General features: G+C 44.5%; 29 protein-coding genes and 1 tRNA gene. 3 read left to right on the forward strand and 27 right to left on the reverse strand.

The features are described from left to right. Positions 1–8: 8 nt before the first annotated feature. The 13 genes from NSQ57_RS25305 to rpsF form a co-directional block, all read right to left on the reverse strand. Complete coding sequence (locus tag NSQ57_RS25305) at positions 9–926, reverse strand: DUF2232 domain-containing protein (RefSeq protein WP_165145440.1); 918 nt, start codon at positions 924–926, stop codon at positions 9–11. Positions 927–931: 5 nt separating this feature from the next. Further along, entirely contained in the window at positions 932–1,234 is a 303-nt protein-coding gene (locus NSQ57_RS25310; protein WP_013312791.1) for a MazG-like family protein, read from the reverse strand. A 121-nt stretch (positions 1,235–1,355) separates the two neighbouring features. Continuing rightward, on the reverse strand, positions 1,356–1,784 hold the full coding sequence (locus tag NSQ57_RS25315) for a CBS domain-containing protein (protein ID WP_013312792.1): 429 nt from the start codon (positions 1,782–1,784) through the stop codon (positions 1,356–1,358). Positions 1,785–1,829: 45 nt separating this feature from the next. Then, positions 1,830–2,888, reverse strand: coding sequence for an LCP family protein (locus NSQ57_RS25320; RefSeq protein WP_342425482.1), 1,059 nt, complete (start codon positions 2,886–2,888; stop codon positions 1,830–1,832). A gap of 235 nt (positions 2,889–3,123) precedes the next feature. Then, a complete protein-coding gene (locus NSQ57_RS25325) occupies positions 3,124–4,065 on the reverse strand; it encodes a D-alanyl-D-alanine carboxypeptidase family protein (RefSeq protein ID WP_340933807.1) in 942 nt (313 codons plus the stop codon). 158 nt (positions 4,066–4,223) lie between these two features. Continuing rightward, positions 4,224–5,189, reverse strand: coding sequence for a dipeptide ABC transporter ATP-binding protein (locus NSQ57_RS25330; RefSeq protein ID WP_029518952.1), 966 nt, complete (start codon positions 5,187–5,189; stop codon positions 4,224–4,226). Continuing rightward, on the reverse strand, positions 5,186–6,169 hold the full coding sequence (locus NSQ57_RS25335; RefSeq protein WP_069012451.1) for an ABC transporter ATP-binding protein: 984 nt from the start codon (positions 6,167–6,169) through the stop codon (positions 5,186–5,188). Before NSQ57_RS25335 ends, NSQ57_RS25330 begins: the two co-directional genes overlap by 4 nt. Before the next feature lie 13 nt (positions 6,170–6,182). Then, the gene (opp4C, locus tag NSQ57_RS25340) at positions 6,183–7,106 is read right to left on the reverse strand and encodes an oligopeptide ABC transporter permease (RefSeq protein WP_029518954.1); all 924 of its coding nucleotides are present in this window, start codon (positions 7,104–7,106) and stop codon (positions 6,183–6,185) included. Between the two features lie 11 nt (positions 7,107–7,117). Further along, positions 7,118–8,080, reverse strand: coding sequence for an ABC transporter permease (locus NSQ57_RS25345; RefSeq protein ID WP_023991143.1), 963 nt, complete (start codon positions 8,078–8,080; stop codon positions 7,118–7,120). A 68-nt stretch (positions 8,081–8,148) separates the two neighbouring features. Next, the gene (locus tag NSQ57_RS25350; protein ID WP_318627813.1) at positions 8,149–9,888 is read right to left on the reverse strand and encodes an ABC transporter substrate-binding protein; all 1,740 of its coding nucleotides are present in this window, start codon (positions 9,886–9,888) and stop codon (positions 8,149–8,151) included. 522 nt (positions 9,889–10,410) lie between these two features. After that, a complete protein-coding gene (gene rpsR / locus NSQ57_RS25355) occupies positions 10,411–10,683 on the reverse strand; it encodes a 30S ribosomal protein S18 (RefSeq protein WP_013312800.1) in 273 nt (90 codons plus the stop codon). Positions 10,684–10,704: 21 nt separating this feature from the next. Next, on the reverse strand, positions 10,705–11,196 hold the full coding sequence (gene ssb / locus NSQ57_RS25360) for a single-stranded DNA-binding protein (RefSeq protein ID WP_013312801.1): 492 nt from the start codon (positions 11,194–11,196) through the stop codon (positions 10,705–10,707). A gap of 49 nt (positions 11,197–11,245) precedes the next feature. Then, complete coding sequence (rpsF, locus tag NSQ57_RS25365; protein ID WP_013312802.1) at positions 11,246–11,530, reverse strand: 30S ribosomal protein S6; 285 nt, start codon at positions 11,528–11,530, stop codon at positions 11,246–11,248. A 318-nt stretch (positions 11,531–11,848) separates the two neighbouring features. Between rpsF and NSQ57_RS25370 the strand changes: the two genes are divergently transcribed. Both NSQ57_RS25370 and NSQ57_RS25375 read left to right on the forward strand, forming a co-directional pair. Further along, entirely contained in the window at positions 11,849–12,043 is a 195-nt protein-coding gene (locus tag NSQ57_RS25370; RefSeq protein ID WP_029518958.1) for a YjzC family protein, read from the forward strand. A gap of 366 nt (positions 12,044–12,409) precedes the next feature. Then, positions 12,410–12,727 carry a hypothetical protein gene (locus NSQ57_RS25375; protein ID WP_029518959.1) on the forward strand — a complete coding sequence of 106 codons (318 nt, stop codon included), beginning with the start codon at positions 12,410–12,412 and terminating at the stop codon, positions 12,725–12,727. A 220-nt stretch (positions 12,728–12,947) separates the two neighbouring features. Here NSQ57_RS25375 and NSQ57_RS25380 read toward each other — a convergent pair. The 3 genes from NSQ57_RS25380 to NSQ57_RS25390 all read right to left on the reverse strand — a co-directional run bounded on the left by NSQ57_RS25380 (position 12,948) and on the right by NSQ57_RS25390 (position 14,280). Further along, a tRNA-Ser gene (locus NSQ57_RS25380) sits at positions 12,948–13,038 on the reverse strand. Between the two features lie 77 nt (positions 13,039–13,115). Then, a complete protein-coding gene (locus tag NSQ57_RS25385) occupies positions 13,116–13,340 on the reverse strand; it encodes a DUF951 domain-containing protein (RefSeq protein WP_025723137.1) in 225 nt (74 codons plus the stop codon). Then, positions 13,330–14,280: a mechanosensitive ion channel family protein gene (locus NSQ57_RS25390; RefSeq protein ID WP_340933823.1), complete on the reverse strand. Its 951-nt coding sequence runs from the start codon at positions 14,278–14,280 to the stop codon at positions 13,330–13,332. The genes NSQ57_RS25385 and NSQ57_RS25390 overlap by 11 nt, the downstream gene beginning before the upstream one ends. A gap of 258 nt (positions 14,281–14,538) precedes the next feature. Between NSQ57_RS25390 and yyaC the strand changes: the two genes are divergently transcribed. Then, positions 14,539–15,144, forward strand: a complete 606-nt coding sequence (gene yyaC, locus NSQ57_RS25395; protein WP_165145432.1) for a spore protease YyaC — start codon at positions 14,539–14,541, stop codon at positions 15,142–15,144. Here yyaC and NSQ57_RS25400 read toward each other — a convergent pair. The 11 genes from NSQ57_RS25400 to rpmH form a co-directional block, all read right to left on the reverse strand. After that, positions 15,098–15,619, reverse strand: coding sequence for a DUF4446 family protein (locus NSQ57_RS25400; protein WP_165145430.1), 522 nt, complete (start codon positions 15,617–15,619; stop codon positions 15,098–15,100). The two genes, yyaC and NSQ57_RS25400, sit on opposite strands and share 47 nt — an antisense overlap. A gap of 198 nt (positions 15,620–15,817) precedes the next feature. Continuing rightward, positions 15,818–16,660 (reverse strand): ParB/RepB/Spo0J family partition protein, encoded by an 843-nt coding sequence (locus NSQ57_RS25405; RefSeq protein WP_029518964.1) that lies wholly within the window; start codon positions 16,658–16,660, stop codon positions 15,818–15,820. Then, entirely contained in the window at positions 16,653–17,414 is a 762-nt protein-coding gene (locus NSQ57_RS25410) for an AAA family ATPase (RefSeq protein ID WP_023991152.1), read from the reverse strand. The genes NSQ57_RS25405 and NSQ57_RS25410 overlap by 8 nt, the downstream gene beginning before the upstream one ends. A gap of 186 nt (positions 17,415–17,600) precedes the next feature. After that, positions 17,601–18,419: a nucleoid occlusion protein gene (noc, locus tag NSQ57_RS25415; RefSeq protein WP_029518966.1), complete on the reverse strand. Its 819-nt coding sequence runs from the start codon at positions 18,417–18,419 to the stop codon at positions 17,601–17,603. 412 nt (positions 18,420–18,831) lie between these two features. After that, positions 18,832–19,554, reverse strand: coding sequence for a 16S rRNA (guanine(527)-N(7))-methyltransferase RsmG (gene rsmG / locus NSQ57_RS25420; RefSeq protein ID WP_029518967.1), 723 nt, complete (start codon positions 19,552–19,554; stop codon positions 18,832–18,834). Beyond that, entirely contained in the window at positions 19,554–21,443 is a 1,890-nt protein-coding gene (gene mnmG, locus NSQ57_RS25425) for a tRNA uridine-5-carboxymethylaminomethyl(34) synthesis enzyme MnmG (RefSeq protein ID WP_341071441.1), read from the reverse strand. The genes rsmG and mnmG overlap by 1 nt, the downstream gene beginning before the upstream one ends. Positions 21,444–21,540: 97 nt before the next feature. Further along, a complete protein-coding gene (gene mnmE, locus NSQ57_RS25430; protein WP_165145428.1) occupies positions 21,541–22,917 on the reverse strand; it encodes a tRNA uridine-5-carboxymethylaminomethyl(34) synthesis GTPase MnmE in 1,377 nt (458 codons plus the stop codon). 128 nt (positions 22,918–23,045) lie between these two features. Then, complete coding sequence (gene jag, locus NSQ57_RS25435; protein WP_069012579.1) at positions 23,046–23,807, reverse strand: RNA-binding cell elongation regulator Jag/EloR; 762 nt, start codon at positions 23,805–23,807, stop codon at positions 23,046–23,048. Next, the gene (locus tag NSQ57_RS25440; protein WP_029518972.1) at positions 23,804–24,670 is read right to left on the reverse strand and encodes a YidC/Oxa1 family membrane protein insertase; all 867 of its coding nucleotides are present in this window, start codon (positions 24,668–24,670) and stop codon (positions 23,804–23,806) included. Before NSQ57_RS25440 ends, jag begins: the two co-directional genes overlap by 4 nt. A gap of 71 nt (positions 24,671–24,741) precedes the next feature. Next, positions 24,742–25,092 carry a ribonuclease P protein component gene (gene rnpA / locus NSQ57_RS25445; protein WP_029518974.1) on the reverse strand — a complete coding sequence of 117 codons (351 nt, stop codon included), beginning with the start codon at positions 25,090–25,092 and terminating at the stop codon, positions 24,742–24,744. A 263-nt stretch (positions 25,093–25,355) separates the two neighbouring features. Further along, positions 25,356–25,490, reverse strand: a complete 135-nt coding sequence (gene rpmH, locus NSQ57_RS25450; RefSeq protein ID WP_007433250.1) for a 50S ribosomal protein L34 — start codon at positions 25,488–25,490, stop codon at positions 25,356–25,358. Positions 25,491–26,563 lie beyond the last annotated feature (1,073 nt).

Here is a 26,563-nt window from a genome sequence, read left to right on the forward strand (position 1 = left end):
TGTTCACCCTATTTCTTTGATCTTGTAATAGCTTCACGCAGCGGAAAGGCCAAATCAATAATACCTATAATGCGGAGCGGCTGGAACACCAGAACGACGAGCGACAGCAGCAACGCAATCACCGGGCTCATTTTACGGCTATGCGTCCAGAAGTATACAAAACCAATCGTCTGGATAATAAAACATGCATGAATCAGCGGCAGCATACTAATGGAGACCATTTGAATCCAGCTGCTATCGGAAGACCCTGCTATCCATTCAATTACAATTGCCAGCAGATAATACCAGATCAGCGCGCGCGGTAGCCTCCACTCACGGGCAGGCTTCATTTTGCGTACTGGTACATCGAGACTGCTCAATGCCGGACGTGCCAAAGCATGCGTAATCACTGCCAATATGAACGAGGTCATGATCAGCACATACGGAATTTTTCCAATCAGCATTGTGCCGAGTTTCTGCGTATCCTCTGCCGTCCAATTCATGTTTGAAAACATCGGATTAACACTCAAAACCTGCTGTACAATACTTGCCGATATCGCAGCCTGATCACGAAGATACTGCGAAAGATCAAACCCAAAGGAATACGTAGCGATAAACAGAACAACCAACAACTCAGCTAAAATAATGCCCATTCCGGTCATCAACGCCTGAAAAGCAGGTCCTCCCTTTTTATATATCCGTCCCATCATGATTGAAGGAATCAGAAAATAAATCGCAGGGAGCAGCGAATACACATCGAGTAGCGCTATAATGAACAGCACCGGTATGACGTGAACCAGAAATCCTTTGAAAGGCAGCGATGAAAACAATACAGCGCCAGGCACAATCAGCAAAAATACGGTAATGATTCTTAATGGTGTCAATAGAGTCAGCAGCAGAAGCAAATAAATGACGCTCCATGCTACAGTTGCCAAGCGGAATTTCAACGTTTTCACCTCTTACGCATATGTTCTTCCAGTGCGGAAATGTCCTGATACCAATCCTCCAGCTGGTGTCCTTCTTTTCTGTGCTTTCTTAGCTTGTCGATGAGTAGATCATCCAATTCACGGTAAGACACTCCAAGGCGCCTCCCCAAAATATAACTGCTCATCACTAAGCTCGCCAAGCAATCACCAATGCGGGCTGTACTGCCTTCCCACATTGCCTTAAACAAACGGGAGACTTGGTCCAGCACCTCTGTTTTAAGCCATTCAATAACCTTGGCTCGTTTAACTACATCCATTTCTTTAGGCATATGATGAAGAGTCACACCCCTCTGAAAAAGCTTTATTCTCCATTATAGCATATCCTATTCTGAAAATAACTGTTACCCCATAGGGTAAATTGTTATTTTCGGAGCAGCTTTGTTGCTTATTTTAGCTTGAAGTATTAAGCGATTCCCTGGATACAAATTTTTCACAATACTCAATAATCTGGCTCCGACGTACAATGCCAATAAACCGTTCCATATCATCTACAACGGGCACAAAGTTCTGTACCTTAGCCAAATTGATTAAATCCTCCATGTTAGCATCAATGGATACGGGCTTCATCGTAACCCGCAACGGAACGTCCTTAAGCATAAACTTAGAAGCGTTTTCAAAGGTGATTTTTCCCTCGGACTCTTTCATATGCCACAACAGATCACCTTCTGTAACCGTACCTGTATATCTACCTTCCTTATCTAAAATAGGAACCGCTGTAAAACGGTGATATTCCATCCGTTCCAACGTTTGCCGTAAAGTAGCATCCGCCGTTACACAAGCAACTTCCTGTTTGGGAAGCAAGAAAAAAGCGATATTCATGAGAAACGAATCCCCCTCAAAATCAAATATAAATCAATTGATTATTCACTGAATGTCCTGCTTGTCGGGAAGCCTCAGCGTCTGCGGGGTTGTATCGGAATCTAGCCAGTTGGCAATTATGAGTCTGGCATATTCAAGTTCCTGTTCATTAGCCCGGTCATAATACAGGCCCTTCTTCTTGAACCCTTCCCCCGTAATCGTAAAACTTGAAATTTGCGGATTCCCCTGTGAAATAGCCTGCTTGCCAAGCCCAGTAATAAAAGTAGGTTCCATGTCGGTTTTGAAATTGGCTCCCATAATATCGAGCAACTCTGGAATCTTGGTAATTCCGTTGATATTCAGCAGCTTATCCGCCATAGCGTTCAGGAAAATTTGCTGCCGTTTGGTACGGTTGAAGTCGCTATCTTCCCGATATCTAACATAATACATGGCTTCCTCACCATTATAAAGCGGCTTGCCCGCCTCAATACGGAACTTGATATGCAGCGGATTCTTATTCTCAATGGGCTTGTCGATTGGAAGCACAACTCCACCCACTGCATTCACCGCATCCTGAATACCCTGGAAATTAATCGTAGCATAATAATCGGCCTTATGCTCCATCAACTTCTCTACTGTAGCCATGGACATATCTTCGCCTCCGAACGCATAAGCATGCCCCAACTTATCAAAATCATCCTCGCCATCGCGATTCGGATCATGTCCGGCAATCTTTACGTACGTATCCCTTGGAATAGAAACCAGAAGCACACGCGATTCCGCGGGCCGTACTACCGCATACATAACCGTATCCGAGCGACCACGCGCCTTTTCATTGGGTCTTTGATCCGTACCCAATAACAGTACCGAAAAAGGTTCCTTACGGTAAGCTACTGTCTCTTGCTGCTGCTGTTCCCCGGATTGTCGGGGCTGATAGGATTTCTCCAGCTTGCTTTCCAACGTCGGTGATACAAACCAGTCAAAAGCCACCAGTGTCAGCTGTTTGCGGAACAGGTAGCCTCCCAATGCAATCAAAAATAAAACAATACATGAAATATATAGAGCGGTAAACCTCTTTTTCTTTTTGGTCTTTCCACGGGTCCTTCTCCTATGTCTTCTCTCCATAACCGGTACCTTCCTTCTTTCCGTCACAAATCCCATCTCTTCATTAAACCGAATTGATCCCTCATGAAGCGAAAACTTCCCCTCAAAGCATAAAAGGTCTGCTACCTTGTTGTCAAAAGTGTCATGGCGTGGTCAGCTCCTCGAATTCATACCAAAAAGGGCCTCGACCTCACGGTCAAAGCCCCAATTCATGTTTTTATTCGTATCCTATGTAGCTTTCAAAGTCATTTTTCCCTTAATGTGGAGCCAGTTTCGCCAAATTTTGTAGTCGCACCGGAAAAGAAGTCGACAGGGCAAAACCATAATCGAACAACCTCCGGGTCTGCTCAAAACGCTCTTCCTTGCTCGGAGCACCCAGCACCACAGCAACTAGCCGTCTTCCATGCTGCTCAGCGGTACCCGTGAAGCAGTATCCAGCATCGCTTGTGTACCCTGCTTTCAGTCCGTCTGTTCCTGCGTAAGAGTACGGTCCAGCCAAGGAAGGCAGCATCCAGTTCGTATTACTAATGTAGATGCCTTTATCCTTCAACTCCATCTGCGTACGGCTGGACGTTCTCAAAATCTCCGGGTGTGACGTAATTAAATAGGAGGCCAACTTCGCCGTGTCGCTTGCTGTCATTTTCGTTTCGCCCCGAATATCCTCAGGGTGATTGGGCCCCAATTCACTCTGACCTGCCCCCGAGGCATTGCTGAAGCGACTATCGGATGACAACCCTATTTGGGCAGCTTTTCCATTCATACGCTTCACAAAAGCTGATTCATTCCCTGCTGAACGCTCGGCTAACGCGACAGCGGCATCATTCGCTGAATACACAACCATACTCTGGAACAACTCGGATACGGTCATCCTTTCACCATACCGAAGAGATAGATTTACACCACCCACCGTACTCGCGTAACGGCTAATTCGCACTTCATCATTCCAACCTAACCGTCCGGCCCGAATATCCTCCAGCACCAATAGCTCGGTCATGAGCTTGGACATATTTGCGGAAGGCATAGGTGTATCACCGTTCACATCCATCAGCAATTCCCCAGTATGCATGTCCATCAGCACCGCTGCCTCTGCATCCACATTCGGCTTTCCGATCAACAGGCGGGGTCCAAGTGTAATAAAAATCAATATAATAAGTAACGGGACGACAATAGCCCAACGTATCCAGTGTTTTTTCATCATCGTAATAACCTCCATACTCTATTAGACGATGAAAAATCCATTTTGTCTGCAATTTTTCGAAAAAAAGATACAATTTTTTTACCTTTTTTATTCCACGCCAAAATATCCGTCAATCCTGCTTTCAGGATGACGGATATTTTGCTTCCTAATTATATGTTTTAGGCAAAGTGACAGGCTACGAAATGGTGATCGCCCGCATCTCGATATACTGGAGTCTCTGTTTTACAACGCGCTTCTGCCATAGGACAACGTGTATGAAACTTGCATCCTGAAGGCGGATTGGCCGGAGATGGGATGTCTCCTTTCAACACAATCCGTTGTCTCTTGATCGTGGGATCGGGAATCGGTACTGCCGATAGCAGCGCCTTCGTGTACGGATGAAGTGGATTACTGAACAGTTCCTCCTTGGAGGAAAGCTCTACCATTGAACCCAGATACATCACACCAATCCGGCTACAAAGATGCTCGACTACACTTAGATCATGCGAGATGAACAGATAGGTCAATTGGCGTTCCTGCTGCAAATCACTTAACAAATTAATGATCTGGGCCTGAATAGACACATCCAGAGCAGATACCGGCTCGTCAGCCACAATAAAATCAGGATTCAAAATCAAAGCCCGTGCAATCCCGATCCGCTGACGCTGACCGCCAGAGAACTCATGCGGATACCGATCATAGTGATACGAGGACAGCCCGCAAATGTTCAGCGTTTCATTGACCTTCTTCCGCAGCTCTCTACGATCAATCAACCCGTGGTCCAGCAACGCCTCTCCAATGGCTTCACCGACCTTAATTCTCGGATTCAGTGAGCTAAAAGGGTCCTGAAAGACGATTTGCAACTTCGGACGAAGCGCACGAATCTGCTCTTTGTTTAACGCATGCAAGTCTTCACCTTTATATCGTACCGATCCCTCTGTCTTATCCATCAATCTGAGAATTGTTCGTCCAATCGTACTTTTGCCGCAACCCGATTCTCCTACCAGACCGAAGGATTCACCCTTATGAATGTTAAAGGATACATCATCGACTGCTTTCACATGTCCGACAGTACGCTGAAAAATCCCGCCTGTGATCGGGAAATACTTTTTCAGCCCTTCCACTTGAATCAAAGGCTCGCTCATATCCGTTGCCCTCCTTCTTTCTCATATAGCCAGCAGGCAACCTTATGACCATTCTCCTTTTCATTCAAGGGAGGAGCCTGATCCTTGCAAATTTGCATACAATGGGAGCACCGATCATGAAAATGACAATTTTCCCCCAACTCAATCGGGTTTGGAACCTGTCCTGGGATGGAATACAGTCGATCCATTTTCTGATTAATGACGGGCTTCGCCTTTAGTAAGCCTTGAGTATATGGATGCTGCGGATTTTTAAACAGCTCAATGACAGGCGCCTCTTCAATGACGTTTCCAGCATACATAACGACCACATAGTCAGCCATTTCTGCCACAACGCCTAAGTCGTGCGTGATGAGCATAATGGAGGTTTTAAGCTTATCCTTCAAATCCCGCATTAAATCCAGAATCTGCGCCTGAATCGTAACATCCAGTGCCGTTGTTGGTTCATCCGCAATCAATAGCTTCGGATTACAGCTTAATGCGATGGCAATCATGATCCGCTGGCGCATACCGCCACTCAATTCATGAGGATAGGAATGAAATATTTCTTCCGATCGTGAAATCCCCACCAAATTAATCAGCTCAATTGCCCGAGCATGTGCTTCTCTTTTACTCATTAATGTATGCATCAGCAATGGCTCCGTGATCTGTTCCCCAATCGTAAGCACGGGATTCAGAGAAGACATGGGCTCCTGAAAAATAATCGAAATGTCATTGCCGCGAATCTGCTGCATTTGACCTTTATTAAGCGTTAAGAGGTTTTTGCCCTCAAACCAGATTTCACCGTCTGAGGTGTGGGGAGAATCAATCAGCCGCATCATCGTCATCGCTGTTACACTCTTACCGCAGCCAGATTCCCCTACCACACAGAGCGTTTCACCCTCACGAATTTTAAAACTGACGTCATTGACCGCTTTGACAGTTCCGCTAGAGGTATGAAAGTGGGTTTTCAGGTTACGAAATTCAATCAAAGCATTTTTCATAAACGTTCGTCTCCTACTTCTTCATTTTAGGGTCCAGTGCGTCACGCAAACCGTCGCCAATCAGGTTAATCGCTACAACTGTAATGAGAATACACATTCCCGGTGGAACCCATATCCAAGGCCGTTTGCGGAAGTCAATTAGGTTATTCGCAGCCGATATCATATTCCCCCACGAAGGTGTGGGCGGCACAACACCGATTCCCAAGTAGCTGAGCGCAGATTCTGTAATAATCGCACCCGCTACTCCAAGCGTAGCCGTAACAATAATGGTAGGAATCGTGTTCGGCAGCAAATGCCGGAATATTTTGCGACGGTCTCTCAAGCCTAGCGCTTCCGTCGCCTGCATGAACTCCTGTTCACGCAGCGTAAGAATCTGCCCTCTGACCAGACGGGACAAGCTAGTCCAGCTCAGGACCCCGATAATGAGCATCAGAAAATAAATGCGATTCGACGGATCGACCTTCAAATCCGACAGAACAGCACCTAAAATAATAAGCAGCGGTAATGTAGGGAGTGCCATGAAAATATCGGCAATCCGCATAATAACCGTATCCACGCCTTTACGATAAAACCCTGCCAGCGCACCCAGCGTTGCGCCGATCATGACCGAAATAAACGTGGCGACCAGCCCTACCGTCAAGGAAATACGGCCAGCCAGCATTGTTCGCAGCAAAATATCTCTACCAAACTTATCCGTACCGAGCCAGTACTTAGCATTAGGCGATAAGTTTTTGTCAGCTAGCCTGTAATCATCTAAATGATAAGGTGAAATCATCGGTCCAAAACTACAAATGACAACCATCAGAATTAATATAACGAGACCAGCCAAAGCCAGACGGTTTTGGTTAAAACGGCGAACGGCGATTCTCCATGGAGACGCTTCAGGACGGATCGCCGCCTTTTGATTCGTTTCAATCGTGACTGTTTCTGCGGACAATAGTATCCCTCCTACTTCAAGCGAATTCTTGGATCTGCCATGCCATACAATACATCAGAGAGCAAATTACCGATAAGCGTAAGTAACGCTAAGAAAATCGTGAAGCCCAACATAAACGGATAATCCCGCATACTAATCGACTCCAGATAAACCTGACCCACACCTGGCCACACAAATACCTTCTCCAGAATCATCGCCCCGCCAAATAAGGCCGGAAGCTCGAAGCCGAGTAGTGTGATGGCTGGAATCAGTGCATTGCGCAGTGCGTGCTTGAAAATAACTGTCCGTTCCTTCAAGCCTTTGGCGCGTGCGGTACGAATATAATCCTGACGAATGACCTCCAACATGCCTGTACGGAAATACCGGGTCAGGCTTCCTGTGCTCAGCATCGTAAGTACGAGTGTCGGCAGGAACATATGCTTGAGAACATCCACCATATAAGCCCATGAGCCTGGCTCCATCCCTGCTGTGGTCATGCCCCCAACCGGGAGAATTCCCCACTCCAGGGCAAATATTTTGATGACCAATAGACCAATAAAAAATGAAGGCAGCGACATACATAAGAAAATAAATAATGTGACAAACTTATCGAATAACGAATATTGGAACTTGGCTGAAAATACCCCTGCAATAACCGCAATCAACCAGCTGAAAATAAGACTAAAAAAAGCGATAATAAATGAGTTCCATACATAATTGCCAATGACCTTCGTTACCGGCTGCTTATGCTGTAATGAATCCCCCATATTCCCCTTTAACATATTACCGGCCCATATAAAATAGCGTTGGTATTCCGGTTTATCCAGCCCGTAGATATGTCGTAGCTGCTGCGCCTTTTCGGCGGTCATATTTGGGTTCTGCTTGGCTGTAATATAATCACCCGGCACCATGGCTGAAATCGCAAATACGATAATAGATATGCCAATAAGTGTGGGGATGAGTTGCAGCAGTCTTCGAATAATGTACTGCTTCATATTCATTCCTCCAGACGAATAAAGTGATATGCCCAGCTCGTGAGAGCTGAGCATACGTTTGGCAACCCTTATTGAGCGATCTGAGCGTTATGCAGAGTGAACTCAAAATCTTTGTATGGCGTAATTTCTAAGCCAGATACACGTCCATTAACTGGCCACATATCTCTGCGTTGGTACATAAAAATAGTTGGCAGATCTTTGTTCAATTCTTGATAGAGCTGTTTGTAAATCTGTTTCCGTTTCTCTTGATCCAGCTCATGCTTACCAGCAAGCGTTAGTTCATCGACCTTCTTATTGGAATAGCCGATATCATTTTGTGCACCATTCGTAATAAAAGTTGTTGTATCCGGGTCTGGAGTTAAGCCCCAAGCCGCGAAGAACATATCGAACTTGCCCGTATCCTTCTTATCCATAATGGCGTTAAAATCTAAAGTTTCGGAAGTCAGCTTGATGCCTAGCTCCTTATAGTTATTGGACATGATCGGTAGCAAGGCCTCTACAACTGGATTATCAGCAGTCGCAGAGAAGTTAATGGTCAGCTTTTCTCCGCCCTTTTCGCGAATTCCGTCAGCACCAACCTTCCAGCCTGCCTCATCCAGCAAAGCCTTCGCCTTTGCTGTATCAAATTCATATTTGTTGATACCTTCATCCGTATAAGACCAAGATTCTGTAGATTGTGGAATGTTAATAACATTCGCATATGGACCATACACGCCCTGCACAATCTCTTTGCGGTTCAAACCAATCGTTAGAGCTTGACGTACTTTAGGGTCCTGAAATTTCTTTTCCTTGTGATTAAACGCTATATATCCATAGCCATTTGTCGGCATAATATTCACGTCCAAGAAGCCTAGAGCCTTTAATTCCTCTACATTGTCTTCCGTAACTGTGATGTTGTCCATGTCCGTTTCGCCCGTTTGCAGCATAGACAGGTTCGTTTCTTCTGTTGTTGTTTTAAAAATAACTGATTTCACCTTTGGTGCGCCCTTGAAGTAGTTTGGATTCGCTTCAAGAACGACTTGCTGACCCGGAGAGAAGCTTTTCAGCACATACTGCCCGGAACCGATTGGTTTATTATTAAGCGCCTTGATGCTGTCCAGGTTACCCTTTTTGAATCCTTTTCCATAATAAGCTTCTGGCATAAAGTATTGCTCACCCAGAAAATCCTTTGTATACGCTGTTGCTTCTGTAACCGTTACCTCTACCGTGTTATCATCAATGACCTTGATACCCGAGATATCATTCGCCTTGCCATCGTGATATTCTTTACCGCCTTTAATCTTAAAAGATAAAACATCCGTTTCTCCATCATAATTCGGATCATGCAGTACCTTGAGGACAAAAGCATAATCCTTCACGGTTACTGGCGTGCCATCACTATACTTCACACCTGGTTTCAGATGGAATGTATATTTTAGACCATCCGGCGATACATCAACCTTTTCAGCCAAACTATTTTCATATGTACCATCTGCCTTCACCTGTAAGAAGGAATCAAATACTGTTCTGACCACATATAAATCATAAGTTGTTTGCCAGAATAGCGGGTTGAATACCCCTTTAGGTGATGTCATACCTACTACAATGTTATCTTTCCGATTCGTCGCTCCCGGAGGATTTTGCGACAGATCAGTCGCTTTAATAACGCCCTCTGTAACGGGTGCACTACCTTCATTTCCCTCTGTTTTATTATCCGCATTGCCTTGCTGTGGCTGTGCCTCATTAGCACCTCCGCTACATCCTGCAAACAGAACACCAACGATCGTAAGCACCATAAGCAAAGAAACCCATTTCTTCGTCTGCATCATCCTGTTAATCCCCCTTAGTCGGTTCTTTATTTAACAGCCTGTCTCATTCCTGCGGTGATTCGTTAAAGCTTGAGGTTTGAAAATGAAGTTGCACATCCTCCTTACTGTCCTAATAACGTAAACGCGTGTTTTAGACCTCTGGTCAATTTTGTGTACTAACAACCATTACATTTTTATTAAGGTTTATCTTAAGTGTAAAATAATATCACGTCAATATCTTTTTTTATGTAATATACAAATGCAAAACATCTATTTATGTAAAGTTTATGAATTTTACTTGTGGAAAATGACAAAAAACAGGACTCTATGTAATATAAAATAACATTTCAGAATGCCGAAATATTTACTCTGGCGAGTTGGGGAGCTTGCAATTTCACAAGCCATTAAAAGGTATACTATCGTTTATGGGTAAACATGGATTGTATTATTAGTAAGTTACAATAGATGGGACTTGTTGTCAATATAAAAAATCACGAAAAAAGACGCTCCCGGGATCGGGAACGTCTTTTTTTCCACCCACTACTATTCAGTAGTGTAAGGAAGCAATGCGATTTGACGGGAACGTTTAACAGCGATTGTCAACATACGTTGATATTTCGCACTTGTTCCAGTCACACGACGAGGAAGAATTTTTCCACGTTCGCTGATGAATTTTTTAAGCAGGTCTGTATCTTTATAGTCAATGTGAGTAATTTTGTTCACAGTGAAGAAACATACTTTACGACGTTTGTTGCGACCACCACGACGAGCTGGTCTTTTGTTATCGTCTCCGCCTTCTCTTTGTCTGAAGCCCATTCTTTGTCAGTCCTTTCCCAGTTAAAATGGTAAATCATCATCCGAAATATCGATCGGTTTTCCGTCATCGGAAAAAGGATCCTGATTGTTTCGCGAGTTATTATTCCCGCGTCCACTATTGCTGTTACCGCCTCCGAAAGGAGACTCCTCACGCGCAGCTCCACCGCTATTGCCGCCACCGTTACCGCCATCGCGGTTAGATTCCAAGAAACGCACATTATCAGCTACAATTTCAGTCACGTATACACGTTTTCCTTCATTGTTCTCATAATTACGCACCTGAACACGGCCTTCAACAGCCGTTAAACGACCTTTGCGAAGATAGTTAGCGCATGTTTCAGCAAGCTGACGCCAGGTTACGATCGGCAAGAAATCCGCTTCCCGTTCGCCGCCTTGACTCGTAAACGGACGGTCTACAGCCAGGGTGAACTGGGTTACTGCTACACCAGACGGTGTATAGCGCAGCTCTGGATCTTTGGTCAAACGACCGATCAGAATGACACGGTTCAACAATCCAATCCCCTCCTTTGAGCGTTGTTCATTACATAATCACGTACAATAATTAAGCTACGTCGTTCGTAATGAGATAACGAATTACTTCGTCAGAAATTTTCATGATACGCTCAAGCTCAGTAACAACAGCAGGTTCTGCTGTGAAGTTTACCAGAACGAAAGAACCATCACGGAATTTCTTGATCTCATACGCAAGACGGCGTTTAGTTACATCGTGACTCGTAATTTCGCCACCGCCGTTAGAGATGATACCTTGGAATTTATCGACTGTCGCTTGAACAGCTTCTTGTTCAATGTCAGGACGAATAATATACATCGCTTCATATTTGCGCATTCTTTACACCTCCTTGTGGACATAAGGCCCTCAATCTCAGTTGAGAGCAAGGAACGAGCCTAAACTCGCACTAAAACAGTTTACCAAATCCAACAACTGAATGCAACCTACAAATTCGAAACATAAGCCTAAAACAGCTAAATATACTGCATATCATTAGCTTTATACAATTTTATATAACATCAAAAATTTCGCATATATAAAGGAAATCATTTGATTCACTCACTATCTGTATACCCGGTTTCGCATGTTTCTGTTCAAGACAGCGCACAATAACCGTTGCAGTCCAAATTCATTTATCTAAGGAGGTGCCACCATATGGGTGAAAAGACTGAGTTCGAACCAGGGGATAACGTCCCAAACGACGGCGTATATATGGAGGTCGGAGAAAAAAGCTTCCATACTGAAATTCAAAACCCGCAACAAGTAACGCTGGAAAGAGGCGACTCTTTTCCGGAGACCACCAACCATAATCGCAAATGGAAGAAAAAAACGAAAGCTCGTGTCCACTAATGTATATTTCTTAGGAGTTCTGGCCATATTATGATTAGGCGATACAACAGAGAGGTGTGGTTCCGTTGGACGACGTAGCCGGACAAACTGTTAGGAGATCCATTCCGGGCATTAGAAGCGTTAGGTTTGTGTAAAAGGACACTGTCTTTTCGACACGGTATTGCTGGTCAGTACACCGAGTTTCATGATGTGATTGGACAGATCGTATCCTGTTAAAAATGTATCGCCTACGATGGAGGACCTTTGTGGTCCTCCTTTGTTGCATTATCGGACTTTTTGCATATCCTGGTAAAATGCAGATTAATTGAGCTCCTTCTGCTAGAATATATCCAAGTACAAAGACCTACTATCTACGGAGGTTTAAAGATGAGCTATTCTCGAATATTAAAGTGGATATCAGGTATATTCGAATTGGTGCTTGCCGTACCAATTGTGGGGGGAGCTATTGTCATGGGGACCGGCTACTCGGCTCTGGGATTTATGCTTATCCTGCATGCAGTAACACTTATCCTATCGTTACGCAATCAGGAGGCGATCTACGGCTCTGTATGGGGAGTACTCACTTCTTTGCTGGCCTGGATACCCTTTGTGGGCTGGGCTCTCCATTTGATTGCGGCGATCCTTCTGATGATCTCTGGCTCAAAAAAAACAAAACGTTATCATTACCCGCCTAACCAGCTATAACAAAAGAGTGCTCCTAACGGCAATAATTTCTCCGCTGTCAGGAGCATTTTTTTGTTATAACGCCTTATTCATCCCAATAGATTTGTAATCGTTTCTTCCTTTACCCTCATGGTTTATCTTAGTGCTTTTCACTTTATCACAATCTGTTGACCTTTTATTCCACAAACAAAAAATCCCCTACGTCACAGACGTAAGAGATTGGTTTATTTAATGAAGTTAGTGGCGGAAAGAGTGGGAGTCGAACCCACGCACGCCTTGCGACGCCTAACTGATTTCGAGTCAGCCCCCTTAGACCTCTTGGGTACCTTTCCGCAGCAAGGATAATTATATCATCATTGCAACTGTGACGCAAGCTGATTCTGGTTCATCGCCATTCATCTTTCTTGGCTCAATTTGCTTCTGTGTTTTGCTCGTCGGCGTTAGCCTTTGATCGCAGCACTTTCTTCATGTTTTTTTCGAACTTGGCACGCGGAATCAGCACACTATGCTGGCAACCGACACATTTGATTCGAATATCCATCCCCATGCGGATAATTTCCATTTCATTCGTTCCACACGGATGGGGCTTCTTCATCTGTACAATGTCCCCTAGTTCAAATGACTTACGCTCCACCCTTCTCTCCCCCTTTTCTTCCTTGTTCGTCTTCTTTTTCTAGGGTTACCGCCGTCTCCAATGCTGCCTGACGATGTTCCTCATCCTCCAGAGCCTTCTTGATGTTATTCTGAATATCACGCTCTACCACTGCCCCTGTATTCGGCATACATTCTGCCACAACACGCACAATATACTCTGAGGTGGTCATGGACTGAACCCCTAACACATCCGGTATATTAAGTATCTGTACATTGGATTCTTCAATGCCTTGGATTGCCTGTTTTACCAAGCCAACTGCTTCCTCCAGGCTACGCTCGGCCTTCATTGGCACATCCACTACCGCCAACGCGTTGGACATGGAGAAGTTTGTTACCGTTGTAATTGAGCCATTCGGTAAAATATACACCTCACCTTTCCAACTCACCAGTCTGGTTGTACGCAGCCCGATCATTTCCACTGTACCCTTGAAAGTACCTGTCTGAATGACGTCTCCTACGGCAAATTGATCCTCAAAAATAATGAAAAATCCGGTAATTACATCCTTAACCAAACTCTGTGCCCCAAAACCAACAGCCAATCCAAGCACTCCAGCTCCAGCAATCAGAGGGCCGAGATTAATGCCCATTTGCGATAGTACCAGCATAATTAAAATGAAATTAAATACAATATTGGTTACGTTTTTCAGCAATTCCCCAACAGTGGTTAACCGCCTTGTGTTCAATCGAAACCTGCCGTTGTCTCCTTTTTGTTGCATCGACTTATCTATAATTTTATTAATAACTCGAATAAAGATACGTGTGATGATAAAAATAATCGCGATTTTCAAAATCACAAACAAAAGGGTCGACCACATCGTACTATCGGTAAGCCATTTCCATACAGCATCCTTCCAGTGAATCGCATCTTTCACTACGTCATCCGTACCTACATTACCGGCTAACCAATGTATAAAAGTCATGCTGTACTCCTCCTTAAACAAGGGAACTACTCTTCCTGCTTCCCGAATTCTATTTTGCAAAATCCTCACTATATAAGCTTATCTACCGACTTCAAACATATGGCTATGAATATTCTACTTCCTGTGAGTATAAAAGCATAAGTTTATCCATATACTAGCTACTATCTTGAGCATAAATGTTACCCGCAGGCTAATTGTTATCTCAAGGTACTGCGAGCGCAACCTTCACACTCCACTACAGAGCGAAAGGAAGATTCCATGACTCATCCATCTGACTTCATTCCGGGGCAAGAACCCCTAAGTTTAAAAATACCACACACAGATCCCGGGATCCAATCAGCCATCATCCATCGTCTACTGTTCCATCTCCATCAGGCACCGAGTCTGCAAAATATCGTCATTATTTGCATCGGCACTGACCGTTCTACTGGAGATTGTCTGGGTCCGCTCGTAGGTACGCATTTATCACGCTACAAAAGCCCTCTGTTTAACCTATACGGTACATTAGAAGAGCCTGTACATGCCATGAACCTGCAAACGACACTGAACGGCATACAAGCCCGATATGAACAGCCTTATATCATTGGTATAGATGCATGTCTTGGACAAACCTCCAGCGTTGGATGCATTCAGGTTTCAGATGGTCCTCTCAAGCCTGGAGCAGGTGTAAATAAAGAATTACCGCCGGTCGGCGATATCCATTTGACTGGTATCGTTAACGTCGGCGGCTTCATGGAATACTTCGTGCTGCAAAATACAAGACTAAATTTAGTAATGAAATTATCAGATATCATTGCTGGCAGCCTATACTCCGCGATTAAGGAGTGGCACTACCGTTCTGTCCTGCTTGCTGCGCAAGAGTGACGGCTTCTTTTTCTTCAGGTGATAAGGAATAGGTGGATTGTCCCGCTTCTAGAGGCTTGGCATACACATATGAGCCATCTCGGTTATAAATGCCGGTTAATACCATACCATCCTGATTGTCGTCTACAATAGCCAGAGAGAAGCTTAAATCGCTTCCTCTCTCACCAAAGGCATTATAGCGTTTGATGCCTATATGTCCCTTCAAGCCTGTCAGTTTACTACGTAGTGATTTCATACTTGCACGATGGGTTTCCTGCTCATCCTCAATCGTATCCATCTGTACCTTCAAATCAATCAACAGTGTTTCCAAATTCTCGACACCACTGCCTGCCATCATGGTTTCATACTTTCGCCGCATCTTCTTTAGCTTTGCACCCTGCACAATAATAACAATCAACAGGATGAGCAAAATAAGCACGATCCCTGCAACGATTCCGGCAAGCTGTTCCATGATTAGTCCATTCAATTCAGCCATATGCTTGCTTCTACTCCTCTACCCCAAAAATCATATTACTGCATACTTATATTTTATACGTTTGAGAACAGCGAAACAAATAACACAAGGCTATTAGTTTATCCATCAAAACCATTCTAATTCCTGCAATTCCAGACAAAGCAAAGACATATCTCACTTTCCATTTTGCTCAAGGAGACATGTCCATATTTCAACAAACTACTGTAATAGCTCCAGTAATCTTTCCAAATCCTGCTGACTGTAATAATTCAATTCAATTTTGCCTTTATCTTTATTGTGCTTGATCTTCACAGTTGTTTTAAAGCGTTCACGCAAGGACTCTTCCATATGGTCAATATAGGGGTCCTTTTTTCGTACCTTTGCTTTGGCTTTCGCCTCACCAGGCTTATGATCCAACTGCTGTACGGCTTCCTCCAGCTCGCGAACACTCCACTGCTGTTCAATACATTGTTGTGCTAACTGTTTCACCATGTCTGGATCTTTGAGGCCAACAATAGCTCTAGCATGTCCCATAGACAATGTTCCACGTGAAACATGATCTTTAACTTCTTCAGGTAATGCGAGCAAGCGAAGGAAATTGGCAATATGAGAGCGTGATTTCCCCACTTTCATGGACAACTCTTCCTGAGTTAAAGAAAACTGATCCATTAATCCCTGATAAGCTACTGCTACTTCCATAGCATTCAAATTCTCACGCTGCAAATTCTCAATCAGAGCAATCTCCATCACCTGCTGATCCGTAAAATTACGAACAACCACAGGTATCGTCGGATTCCCACAAAATTGAGATGCCCGAAATCGTCTTTCCCCGGCTATGATTTCATATCCTCGCAATACACTACGTGCAATAATAGGTTGGATAACACCGTGCTGACGAATGGACTCGGCTAATTCCTTAATGGACTCTTCATCAAACGTTTTGCGAGGCTGGTACGGGTTCGCACGCAACTGGCTTAGCGGAATGTCAACAACCTTATCCTCTTCATTGACCGTAAGGGAGGGAATGAGTGCATCAAGTCCTTTTCCCAACCGTTTACTCATAAGATACCACTTCCTTTGCCAACTCAATATATACCTCTGCCCCACGGGAACGGGGATCATACGTAATAATGGACTGGCCATGTGAAGGTGCTTCGCTGAGTCTCACATTGCGTGGAATAATCGTCTGATAAACCTTGCTTTGAAAATATTTTTTCACTTCTTCAATCACCTGTATACCCAAGTTCGTGCGAGCATCAAACATGGTTAACAACACACCTTCAATTTGCAATGAGGTGTTCAGATGTTTTTGCACTAATCGCACGGTATTCAACAATTGACTTAATCCTTCCAATGCGTAATATTCACACTGGATTGGGATAATGACTGAATCGGAAGCCGTCAATGAATTGAGCGTCAAAATACCCAGCGATGGTGGGCAATCAATTAGTATATAATCATAATTATGCTTAACGAGTTGAAGCGATCTTTTTAATCTCAACTCACGGGAAATAGTCGGCACCAGTTCAATTTCCGCGCCTGCTAACTGAATGGTTGCCGGAATTATATCTAATCCCTCAACCTGTGTACTGACAATAGCTTCGCTAGGATCAACCTCGTTAATGAGTACATCATAAATACAATTTGCCACATCCGCCTTATTGATACCCACACCGCTGGTTGTATTACCTTGCGGGTCGATATCCACGAGCAATACCCTTTTGCCGAGGGAAGCAAGTCCGGCGCCCAAATTAACGGAAGTAGTTGTTTTGCCTACTCCGCCCTTTTGATTGGCTACGGCTATTATTTTTGACACTTCATTCACCTCATAATTTAATCGGAATCCTGCTACACTCCATACCTGCAAAACGCTCTATGGAGACGTTACTTAGTCCTTATCTTAGGGATAACGGCAATTTCAGAATAGAATTGAGTATGCTGCGGTTTTATTCGGCGTTAGACAGAAAAAGCGGCAATTGCTGCCGCCTGTACGCTTCATCCCTTACTTACGTTTGGGAATTTGAATGACAATCTCATAGTGATCCTCATGATCAGATTCCTTGGTCTTGATATCCAAGCCTGAGCCAGACACCATATCAATGGATTGACGAATTGTATTCAGCGCAAGCCGGACATCCTTGGTAAAGGAAATCCGCTTCGATTTCTTATTAGTAGATACTTGTTTATAAAAGGCAACTCGTGCCTCTGTCTGCTTCACATTGAGTTCCTTGGCAATGACTTCATCTAAAACCTTGTACTGTAGTTCTTCAGTCTCTAATGACAATAATGCACGAGCATGACGCTCGGATACCTTCCGTTCCATTAGAGCCTCTTTCACTCTCTCCGGTAGATGAAGCAGCCGTATCTTGTTAGCAATAGTGGATTGGCTTTTGCCAAGTCGTTGAGCGAGGCTTTCCTGGGTGAGCTGATGTAGATCAATCAGCTTTTGGTAAGCTACAGCCTCTTCAATCGCAGTTAACCCTTCCCGTTGAAGATTTTCAATCAACGCGATGGATGCAGCTTGTGAATCATTAAACTCACGAACAATAGCTGGAATAGATTCCATACCCAGCTTGGTGACAGCTCTCCAACGACGTTCCCCTGCTATAATCTCATATTGCCCATTACGGAAACGAACGACAATCGGTTGAATTACACCATGCGTCTTAATGGTCTGGCATAGCTCATCAATCTTCTCGTCGTCAAATATGGTACGGGGCTGATAAGGACTGCTGACAATATCCCGAACTGGAATTTGTTTTATTTCGTCCCCAGTAGATCGCTCCGTCAAACCAAATAGCTTGGAAAATTGTTCTTTCATTCCGTATAATACCACCTAATTTCATAATAGCACCATACTAACAGCGCTTCGTGAAAAACAGTTCCTTACGCGGATCGTAGACCCTTCTATATGAAACAGCGCCGTAAGCGGGTACACTCCACGTACTCACCCGACATTTGTTGTCCCACTCCCCTATATGTATATCTGAATTCATGGGTATAGGAGCAGTCAACTTACATTAAAACGATTATCTCTATTCTATCACTTTTCCAGCCATAATCCTATCGTCTCTACCAGCTTTTCGGAAGGATCAGAGAATAAATTATGCATCCTCTTTGATCCCCAAATGTAAACAAGAACGCATGTTAGCAAAGAGGCTTTTATGTAAAGAGTCTATCAGCCATAAAAAAAGTGAATGTTTCACGTGAAACATTCACTTTCTTTCAAACATTTACACTAACGGCGCCTTCAAAGGAGTACCCGGCTTACGCGGATATTTCCGTGGTGTCGCCGCTCTTTTCTCAATAATAATCATATGTCTGGCTGCATCTTCAACAGGTAACTGGAAGGCCTGAACATGTTTGATTTTTCCCTTTAGCTCTTTCAAACTGTAAGAAGCTTCCTTGATTTCCTCGGTAGGATCATTGCCCTTCATCGCGGCAAAGTGTCCTCCTTCACGGACAAACGGCAAACAAAATTCATTCAATACGGCGAGACGAGCAACCGCTCTGGCTGTCACTAGATCATAGCTATCACGGTATCCTGGTTTACGCCCCAATTCCTCTGCCCTGCTGTGAACCAGTTCAACATTTTCCAAACCCAACTGCTCTACTACATGGGCCAAGAACTGTATACGTTTGTTCAACGAATCTACAATAGTCAACTGAATCTGCGGAAAGCATATTTTCAAAGGAATACCTGGAAAACCTGCACCTGACCCAATATCGGCCAGGCTTTCCACATCTTTTAACGGAACATAAAAAGCCAGGGAAAGAGAATCATAAAAATGCTTGGTGTACACTGCATCGCGCTCAGTAATACCCGTCAGGTTCATTTTTTCATTCCACTCAACCAGCACACGGTAATATGCTTCAAACTGCTCTAACTGACTGTCATTAATCACAATACTATGCTCTGCCAGCCGCTGCTTAAATTGCTGTTGTATCGCGTCCATTATGATCCCCTTGCTGCTGTTACGCGGTTATAATGCTCCAGATAAACCAGCAAAATGGAAATATCCGCAGGGGTTACACCCGAAATACGGGATGCCTGACCAATCGACATCGGACGGATCTTTTCAAGTTTCTGCTTGGCTTCAATGGCCAGTCCTTGAACTTCATTGTATACAATATCCTCTGGAAGCTTCTTCTTCTCCATCTTTTGCAGACGCTCCACATGCATCAATTGCTTTTCAATGTAGCCCGCATACTTAATTTGGATTTCCACCTGCTCCTGTTCTTCCTCAGTAAGAGCTATAGGTGAAGGTGAGATTTGTGCTACTTGCGCATAACTGATCTCTGGTCGACGTAGCACCGTTAACAAATTACTGCCATCCTGTATCGGTGCAGATCCGCCTTGCTCCAGCATCTCATTGATATCAACTGGACGAACCTTCGCCAAGCGCAAGCGTTCAATCTCTTGATCTACCTTTTGCTTTTTATCCAAAAAGCGCTCGTATCGTTCATCCGTAATTAGGCCAATATCATGCCCAATCGGAGTCAATCGCAGATCAGCGTTATCATGACGCAACAACAGACGATATTCTGCACGTGACGTCAGCAAGCGGTATGGCTCATTCGTCCCCTTCGTCACCAGATCGTCAATCAGGACCCCGATGTAGCCTTGCGAACGGTCCAATACGACAGGCTCTTTGCCCTGCACCTTACGAGCTGCGTTAATCCCTGCCATAATTCCTTGACCCGCAGCTTCTTCGTAACCGGAAGTACCGTTAATCTGACCTGCTGTGAACAAGCCTGGGACTTTCTTCGTTTCCAAAGTAGGCCATAACTGCGTAGGTACCATTGCATCATATTCAATAGCATAGCCGTTACGCATCATCTCTACCTTTTCCATCCCCGGAATCGAACGCAGTACAGCTAATTGTACATCCTCTGGCAAGCTGGTCGACAAGCCCTGAACATAGTATTCAGATGTGTTTTTACCTTCAGGCTCCAAAAAGATTTGGTGCTTAGGCTTATCACTGAAGCGTACCACTTTATCTTCAATAGATGGGCAATATCGTGGTCCCGTTCCTTCAATCAGACCAGAGAACATAGGCGCACGGTGCAAATTATCATTAATAATCTGATGTGTTTCTACTGAAGTATATGTCAGCCAGCAAGGAAGCTGTTCATTATCCGAAGACTTCGTTTCATAGGAAAAGAACTTCGGTTGATCATCACCCGGTTGTATTTCCGTTTTGCTAAAATCAATCGTGTCCTTATGCACACGTGGTGGCGTTCCTGTCTTAAATCGAACCAGATCAAAACCCAGCTCTCTCAAATGCTCAGACAATCTCAACGAAGGCTGTTGATTGTTCGGACCACTCTCATACATTAGCTCGCCCATAATGATTTTCCCGCGCAGATAAGTGCCTGTGGTCAGGACAACTGCTTTACTTCGATACTCTGTGCCCGTCTTCGTGATTACACCTACGCAATGACCATCTTCCATAATCAGTTCTTCAACCATACCTTGGCGTAAGGCCAAATTCGGTTCCTTTTCCATCGTTTCCTTCATCGCATGCTGATAAGAGAACTTGTCTGCTTGTGCACGCAATGCATGAACCGCCGGACCTTTACCAGTATTTAACATTCTCATTTGGATAAATGTCTTGTCTATATTCCGACCCATTTCGCCGCCTAGTGCATCAATTTCTCGCACCACATGTCCTTTTGCAGGACCGCCAATAGACGGGTTGCAGGGCATGAACGCGACCATATCCAGGTTAATTGTGATCATCAACGTGCGACAGCCCATCCGTGCTGCTGCCAAGGCCGATTCTACACCTGCATGGCCCGCGCCTACGACAATCACGTCATAGTCGCCTCCTTGGTAACCCATACCTTTCTTACCTCCTTATACATTTCGGTCTTCACGCCGAATATGCTCTTGTATATCTATAACGATAGCAGGCTTATATCAGCCATGCTTAAATGTTCTATTTGCCTAGACAAAATTGTGAAAATATTTGGTCTATTAGCGCATCATGCGCAGTATCGCCTACAATCTCACCCAAATGCTCCCATGCCAGCCTTACATCAATCTGGATCATGTCGATCGGAACAAATTGATCAGCAGCTTCATAGGCATCTACCAGCGATTGGCGCGCCTTCTTCAACAAAGCAATATGCCGTACGTTGCTGACATATGTCATATCCGCTGATTCCAGCTTGCCGCTAAAGAATAACTTGGATATAGCCTGCTCCAGTCGGTCCGCTCCCTCATTTTCCTTCACAGACATCGGTACGATAAGCTCTTCAGGAACATAACGCAGCAACAAATCCCGGTCTACCTGGGCCGGTAAGTCCATTTTATTCATAATGACAATCGCTTGTCTACCGCGGATTTGTTCCATTAATGCCATTTCATCCTCATGCAGTGGTTCGTTGGCGTTAATGACGATGAGTAGCAGATCTGCTTCACTAACCGCCGTTCTCGAACGTTCTACTCCAATCCGTTCCACAACATCCATCGTTTCACGAATCCCAGCTGTATCCAGCAACTTGAGTGGAATATTATTAATCGTCACATATTCCTCAATAACGTCACGGGTTGTGCCCGGAATATCGGTCACAATGGCCCGCTCGCCCTGAGCCAATGTGTTCAGCAGTGATGATTTCCCCACATTTGGTCTTCCAACAATCGCTGTGGTCAACCCTTCACGCAAAATCTTTCCCTGCTCCGCCATATGCAGCAGCCGATCAATTTCCATCATGACCTGACTGCTTTTATCCTTGATTAAATCAGATGTAAAAGATTCAACATCATGCTCAGGATAATCAATGTTCACTTCAATATGAGCAAGTGTCTCCACCAAAACATGACGCAAGCGACGAATATTCTGGGACAGCTGTCCATCTACCTGCTTCAAAGCCACCGAAAAAGCTTTATCTGATTTGGAGCGAATTAAGTCAATGACACCCTCCGCCTGACTTAGGTCAATACGACCATTCAGAAAAGCACGTTTCGTAAATTCCCCTGGCTCAGCCAGACGTATATTTTGCAGCAATAGTAAATCCATCACCCGTTTGACGGCTACGACCCCGCCATGAGTGCTGATTTCTACGACATCTTCTGTCGTAAAAGAGCGTGGCGCCCGCATTACTGTAACTAAAACTTCCTCCACCTTTTCCTGGCTTTGGGGATCTATAATATGTCCATAATGTACCGTGTGAGTTTGAGCTTTGCTTAGAGGCGTTTTACTACGAAACAAAGCCTCCACTTCCGTGACCGCATCTGGCCCGCTGACCCGTACAACCGCAATACCGCCCTCGCCGACAGCCGTTGCAATGGCAGCTATAGTATCGCTCAGCATAAAGTTTCTACCTCCTATCAAGTAGAAACGACATTGCCGTCCTTCATCAAGGACGGCAGCCGTTTCAGCGAGAAATATAAGAAAAAAAGCAATGGCTTCTGCATCTTGCAGAGAGCCATTGCGTCGGATTATTTTTTAGCAATGACGACGCGCCGATTGGGCTCGTCCCCCTTGCTGTATGTTCTAACCAGCGCATGCTGTTGGAGCTTGGCGTGAATCAGCTTCCGCTCCTGTGACGGCATTGGCTCCAGCACCACTTCCTTGCCATAACGAATAGCCTGGTTCGCCAACCGATCTGCCAAATCCTCCAGCGTTTTTTGCCGACGTGCACGAAATTGCTCGGCATCCAGCACAATTCGGATGAATTTGTCAGAATGACGGTTGGCAACGATATTCGTCAGGTACTGCAATGCATCCAATGTCTGTCCTCTGCGGCCGATCAACATACCGAGCGACGGACCGGAGATATCCAGTGTACTTTCATCCTTGCGGTGGCGGACATCAACTTTAACGTCCAATCCCATTCCTGCTGCTGTTTCACGGATGAAACGCACCGCCTCTTCATAAGGATCTACATGTCCCGAAGGTGCTTCTGTGTTCATCTGTGCTTCCTGTGCAACAGGCCCAGTTTCTTCTGATAAAGCCTGTCCCACGCTAGAAGGTGCTTGAGCCGATACATGAAATTCAGCCGCGTGTGTGGTTTCAGGAGACGGCTCAGAGAGCAGCGTAAGCTCCACCTTCGCCTTCTTGACCCCGAGCCACCCCAGGAATCCTTTTGACGGCTGTTCCAACACGCTTACGGTTACCCGTTCACGGCTTACTCCCAGTTGGGAGAGTCCTTGTCTTACAGCATCTTCAACGGTTTTTCCTGATGTCACGACTTTGGTCATCTCGACTTTTTAGCCCCCTTCGTGTTTTTGCCGCCTTTTTTCTTACTATTGGAGGAACCCGTTTTCGCGAGACTGGCTGTTTTCACATTTGCCAGTGCTGCTTCTTTATCCTTATTCCGATAAAGGAAATAGTTTTGAATGATCGTGTAAATATTACTGTAGAACCAGTATAACGGCAAAGCGGATGGGAAGTTGTACGACATGAACAGAATCAGCACCGGATAGACGTACAGCAAAAATTGCATCGGTCCTTGCTGCGGCGTCGGATTCATTTTCATCATCATCCAAGTTTGGACAAATGTCGTAATCGCCGCCAAAATCGGCAAGATAAACAAGTGATCCGGTTTACCTAACTGGAGCCACAAGAAGTCATGATCCCGCAATGCCGAGTTATAATAAATGGCATTATAAAGCGCGATGAAAATGGGCATCTGTACTACCAAAGGAAGACAGCCAGCCATCGGGTTGACCTTGTTTTCCTGGAACAACTTCATCGTCTCTTGCTGGACTTTCTCAGGCGTATCCTTGTACTTCGCTTGAATTTCTTTTAATTGCGGCTGAATGGCCTGCATAGCTTTGGAACTACGTACTTGCTTGAGTGTAAGCGGCAAAATAATGGTTCGCACGATAATCACCAGAACCAGTACGGCCAGGCCATACTCTCCAGAGAACCATTGGGCAAATGTATCTAGCGCATACGAAAACCAGTAAACGACATATCTTTGCCAAACTGATCCATTGGCCAAGTCTGCCGTCGTGTAAGAATTGTGGGCCGTCTGGGCACATCCGGACAGCACAGCAACAAGTGCCAATAAGGCAATCAGGAGGAACCATTTTCCCCGTTGAGTCTTCAAACGCGACACTTCATAACCCCTTTCTTAACCAATCCATTCCAACGTAAATCATACCATATCCTGTAGGACAAAGATACTGACTATCGGCGTGAAGACTTGAGCAGCGAGGCTTTGCGTAGAACGTGCAGCACGCTTTTCTCCAGCTCTTGATACGACTTAGTAACTGCACCCTTACGAACGATAAAAATCAGATCAATCTGCTCCACCAATTCATGCTCATGATGGCGCACAATTTCCTTAACGATTCTGCGCATCCGGTTGCGAACTACTGCATTGCCGATCTTCTTGCTGGCCGAAATTCCGACGCGGAACTGCTCTACCTCTCTGCGGCGGAACCAGTACACCACAAACTGATGGTTGGCAAAAGATTTGCCATGGCGGTATACGCGCCCAAAGTCCGCCCGGTTTCGTAGACGCAATTTTTTTTGCACGGCGCTTCTCCTTGCTCATCTCTTTTACACATGTCGGTAAGCTAACCTTTACCTTTTATATAGTAAGAAGTATGGACAACATTCCAACATGGTAATCTCGCTTATTTTATATCCGTTTTCAAAAGCTTCATCTAATATAGGACAGGATGCTGGGCTTCTCCCTCTTCTTTCACTACATTTTTACAACAAAAGAAGAAGGGATCGCATCCCTGAATACCTCAATTATGAAAAAAAAGACCACCGTAGTGGTCTTTATGCACGCATTACGCACTCAATACTTTTCTACCTTTTTGGCGACGAGCTGCCAAAACTTTACGGCCATTCTTCGTGCTCATTCTTTTACGGAAGCCGTGAACTTTTTTACGTTTGCTGACATTCGGTCTGAAAGTCGGTCTCATTGTGCTGCACCTCCTTACAAGGAATACGTTTTATATGGAATATACCTAACATAGCAATCTCCACAAAAAACACCTTTGTACATTTAACCACAAATAGCGGTCAAAGTCAATGTACTTATAAACCCTCTTCCTCTTTTTCCCCTTCAGGAAGCCTCCTCCTCTTTACCCCGCTGACTCACTTCACTCTTTTATTCCCTTATTTCATAAAATTCCTTTCGTCTTTCCTCCATTATCAGCATTCTATTTGTAGTTTTCACTCCTCCAAAACTGTCCTTTTTACATTTATTCATTCTGTAACTTGAATCCATCCTATTTTCAGATCGACGTTATCAGGTTCGTTCAAAAATATTGTCGGAAACGTTACCGGAAATTTTCAACAGAAAAATAAGCCTCTGTGACCAAAAGGCAACAGCAATTATACACAGATTCACAAAAAGAACTGAATTGTGATTTAAATGGTCATAACCTGTGCATAACATTTTAGAGCGAAAAAGAGTTATTGTCGAAAACTGAACAAATTATAAACAATATCTTGTGTTGTGAATAAAAATTGTACACAACAGATTGAATTTGTGGATAAATAACCACGAGTCATTGAAATACAAGGCTTCTTTTGCTATGATGATATTACTTTTGAATGTGAATATGTTGTTTTACCCTCCATATTATCAACACCCTGTGGATAAAGTTGTGAACAAGTTCAATTTATCCATCTTTTTATTTTTGTGCGGATTCGGGATTCTGGGGATATATTCTACATTTTTCATTTGATTTCGACATATTGCAGTCCCGTTTTGGCCTGCGGGATCAAGAGAACGGATCGTGCCGCACATTCCCTCCTGAGAAATATCGCCTTTCTTCTGCTGGTCAGCAGCGGAATTTCCATTAGCTATTTTTCAGGGTCATTTTGTGCTGCGTTCTCTCACCACACTGCCGCATGTTTTAGGCGGCGGTATGTCTTTTTATGGCCTTCAACAACATTTTTGTGATTTTAGGCGTTTTGCCGAAGCGCCGAGAGCAGCTCTCTGCAGCTTAATTCGGTAAAATGTCAGGATTTAAAAGGAGTGACGTCT

The organism is Paenibacillus sp. FSL L8-0502 (genome assembly GCF_038593055.1).
GTDB classification, from domain to species: Bacteria; Bacillota; Bacilli; order Paenibacillales; family Paenibacillaceae; genus Paenibacillus; species Paenibacillus polymyxa_D.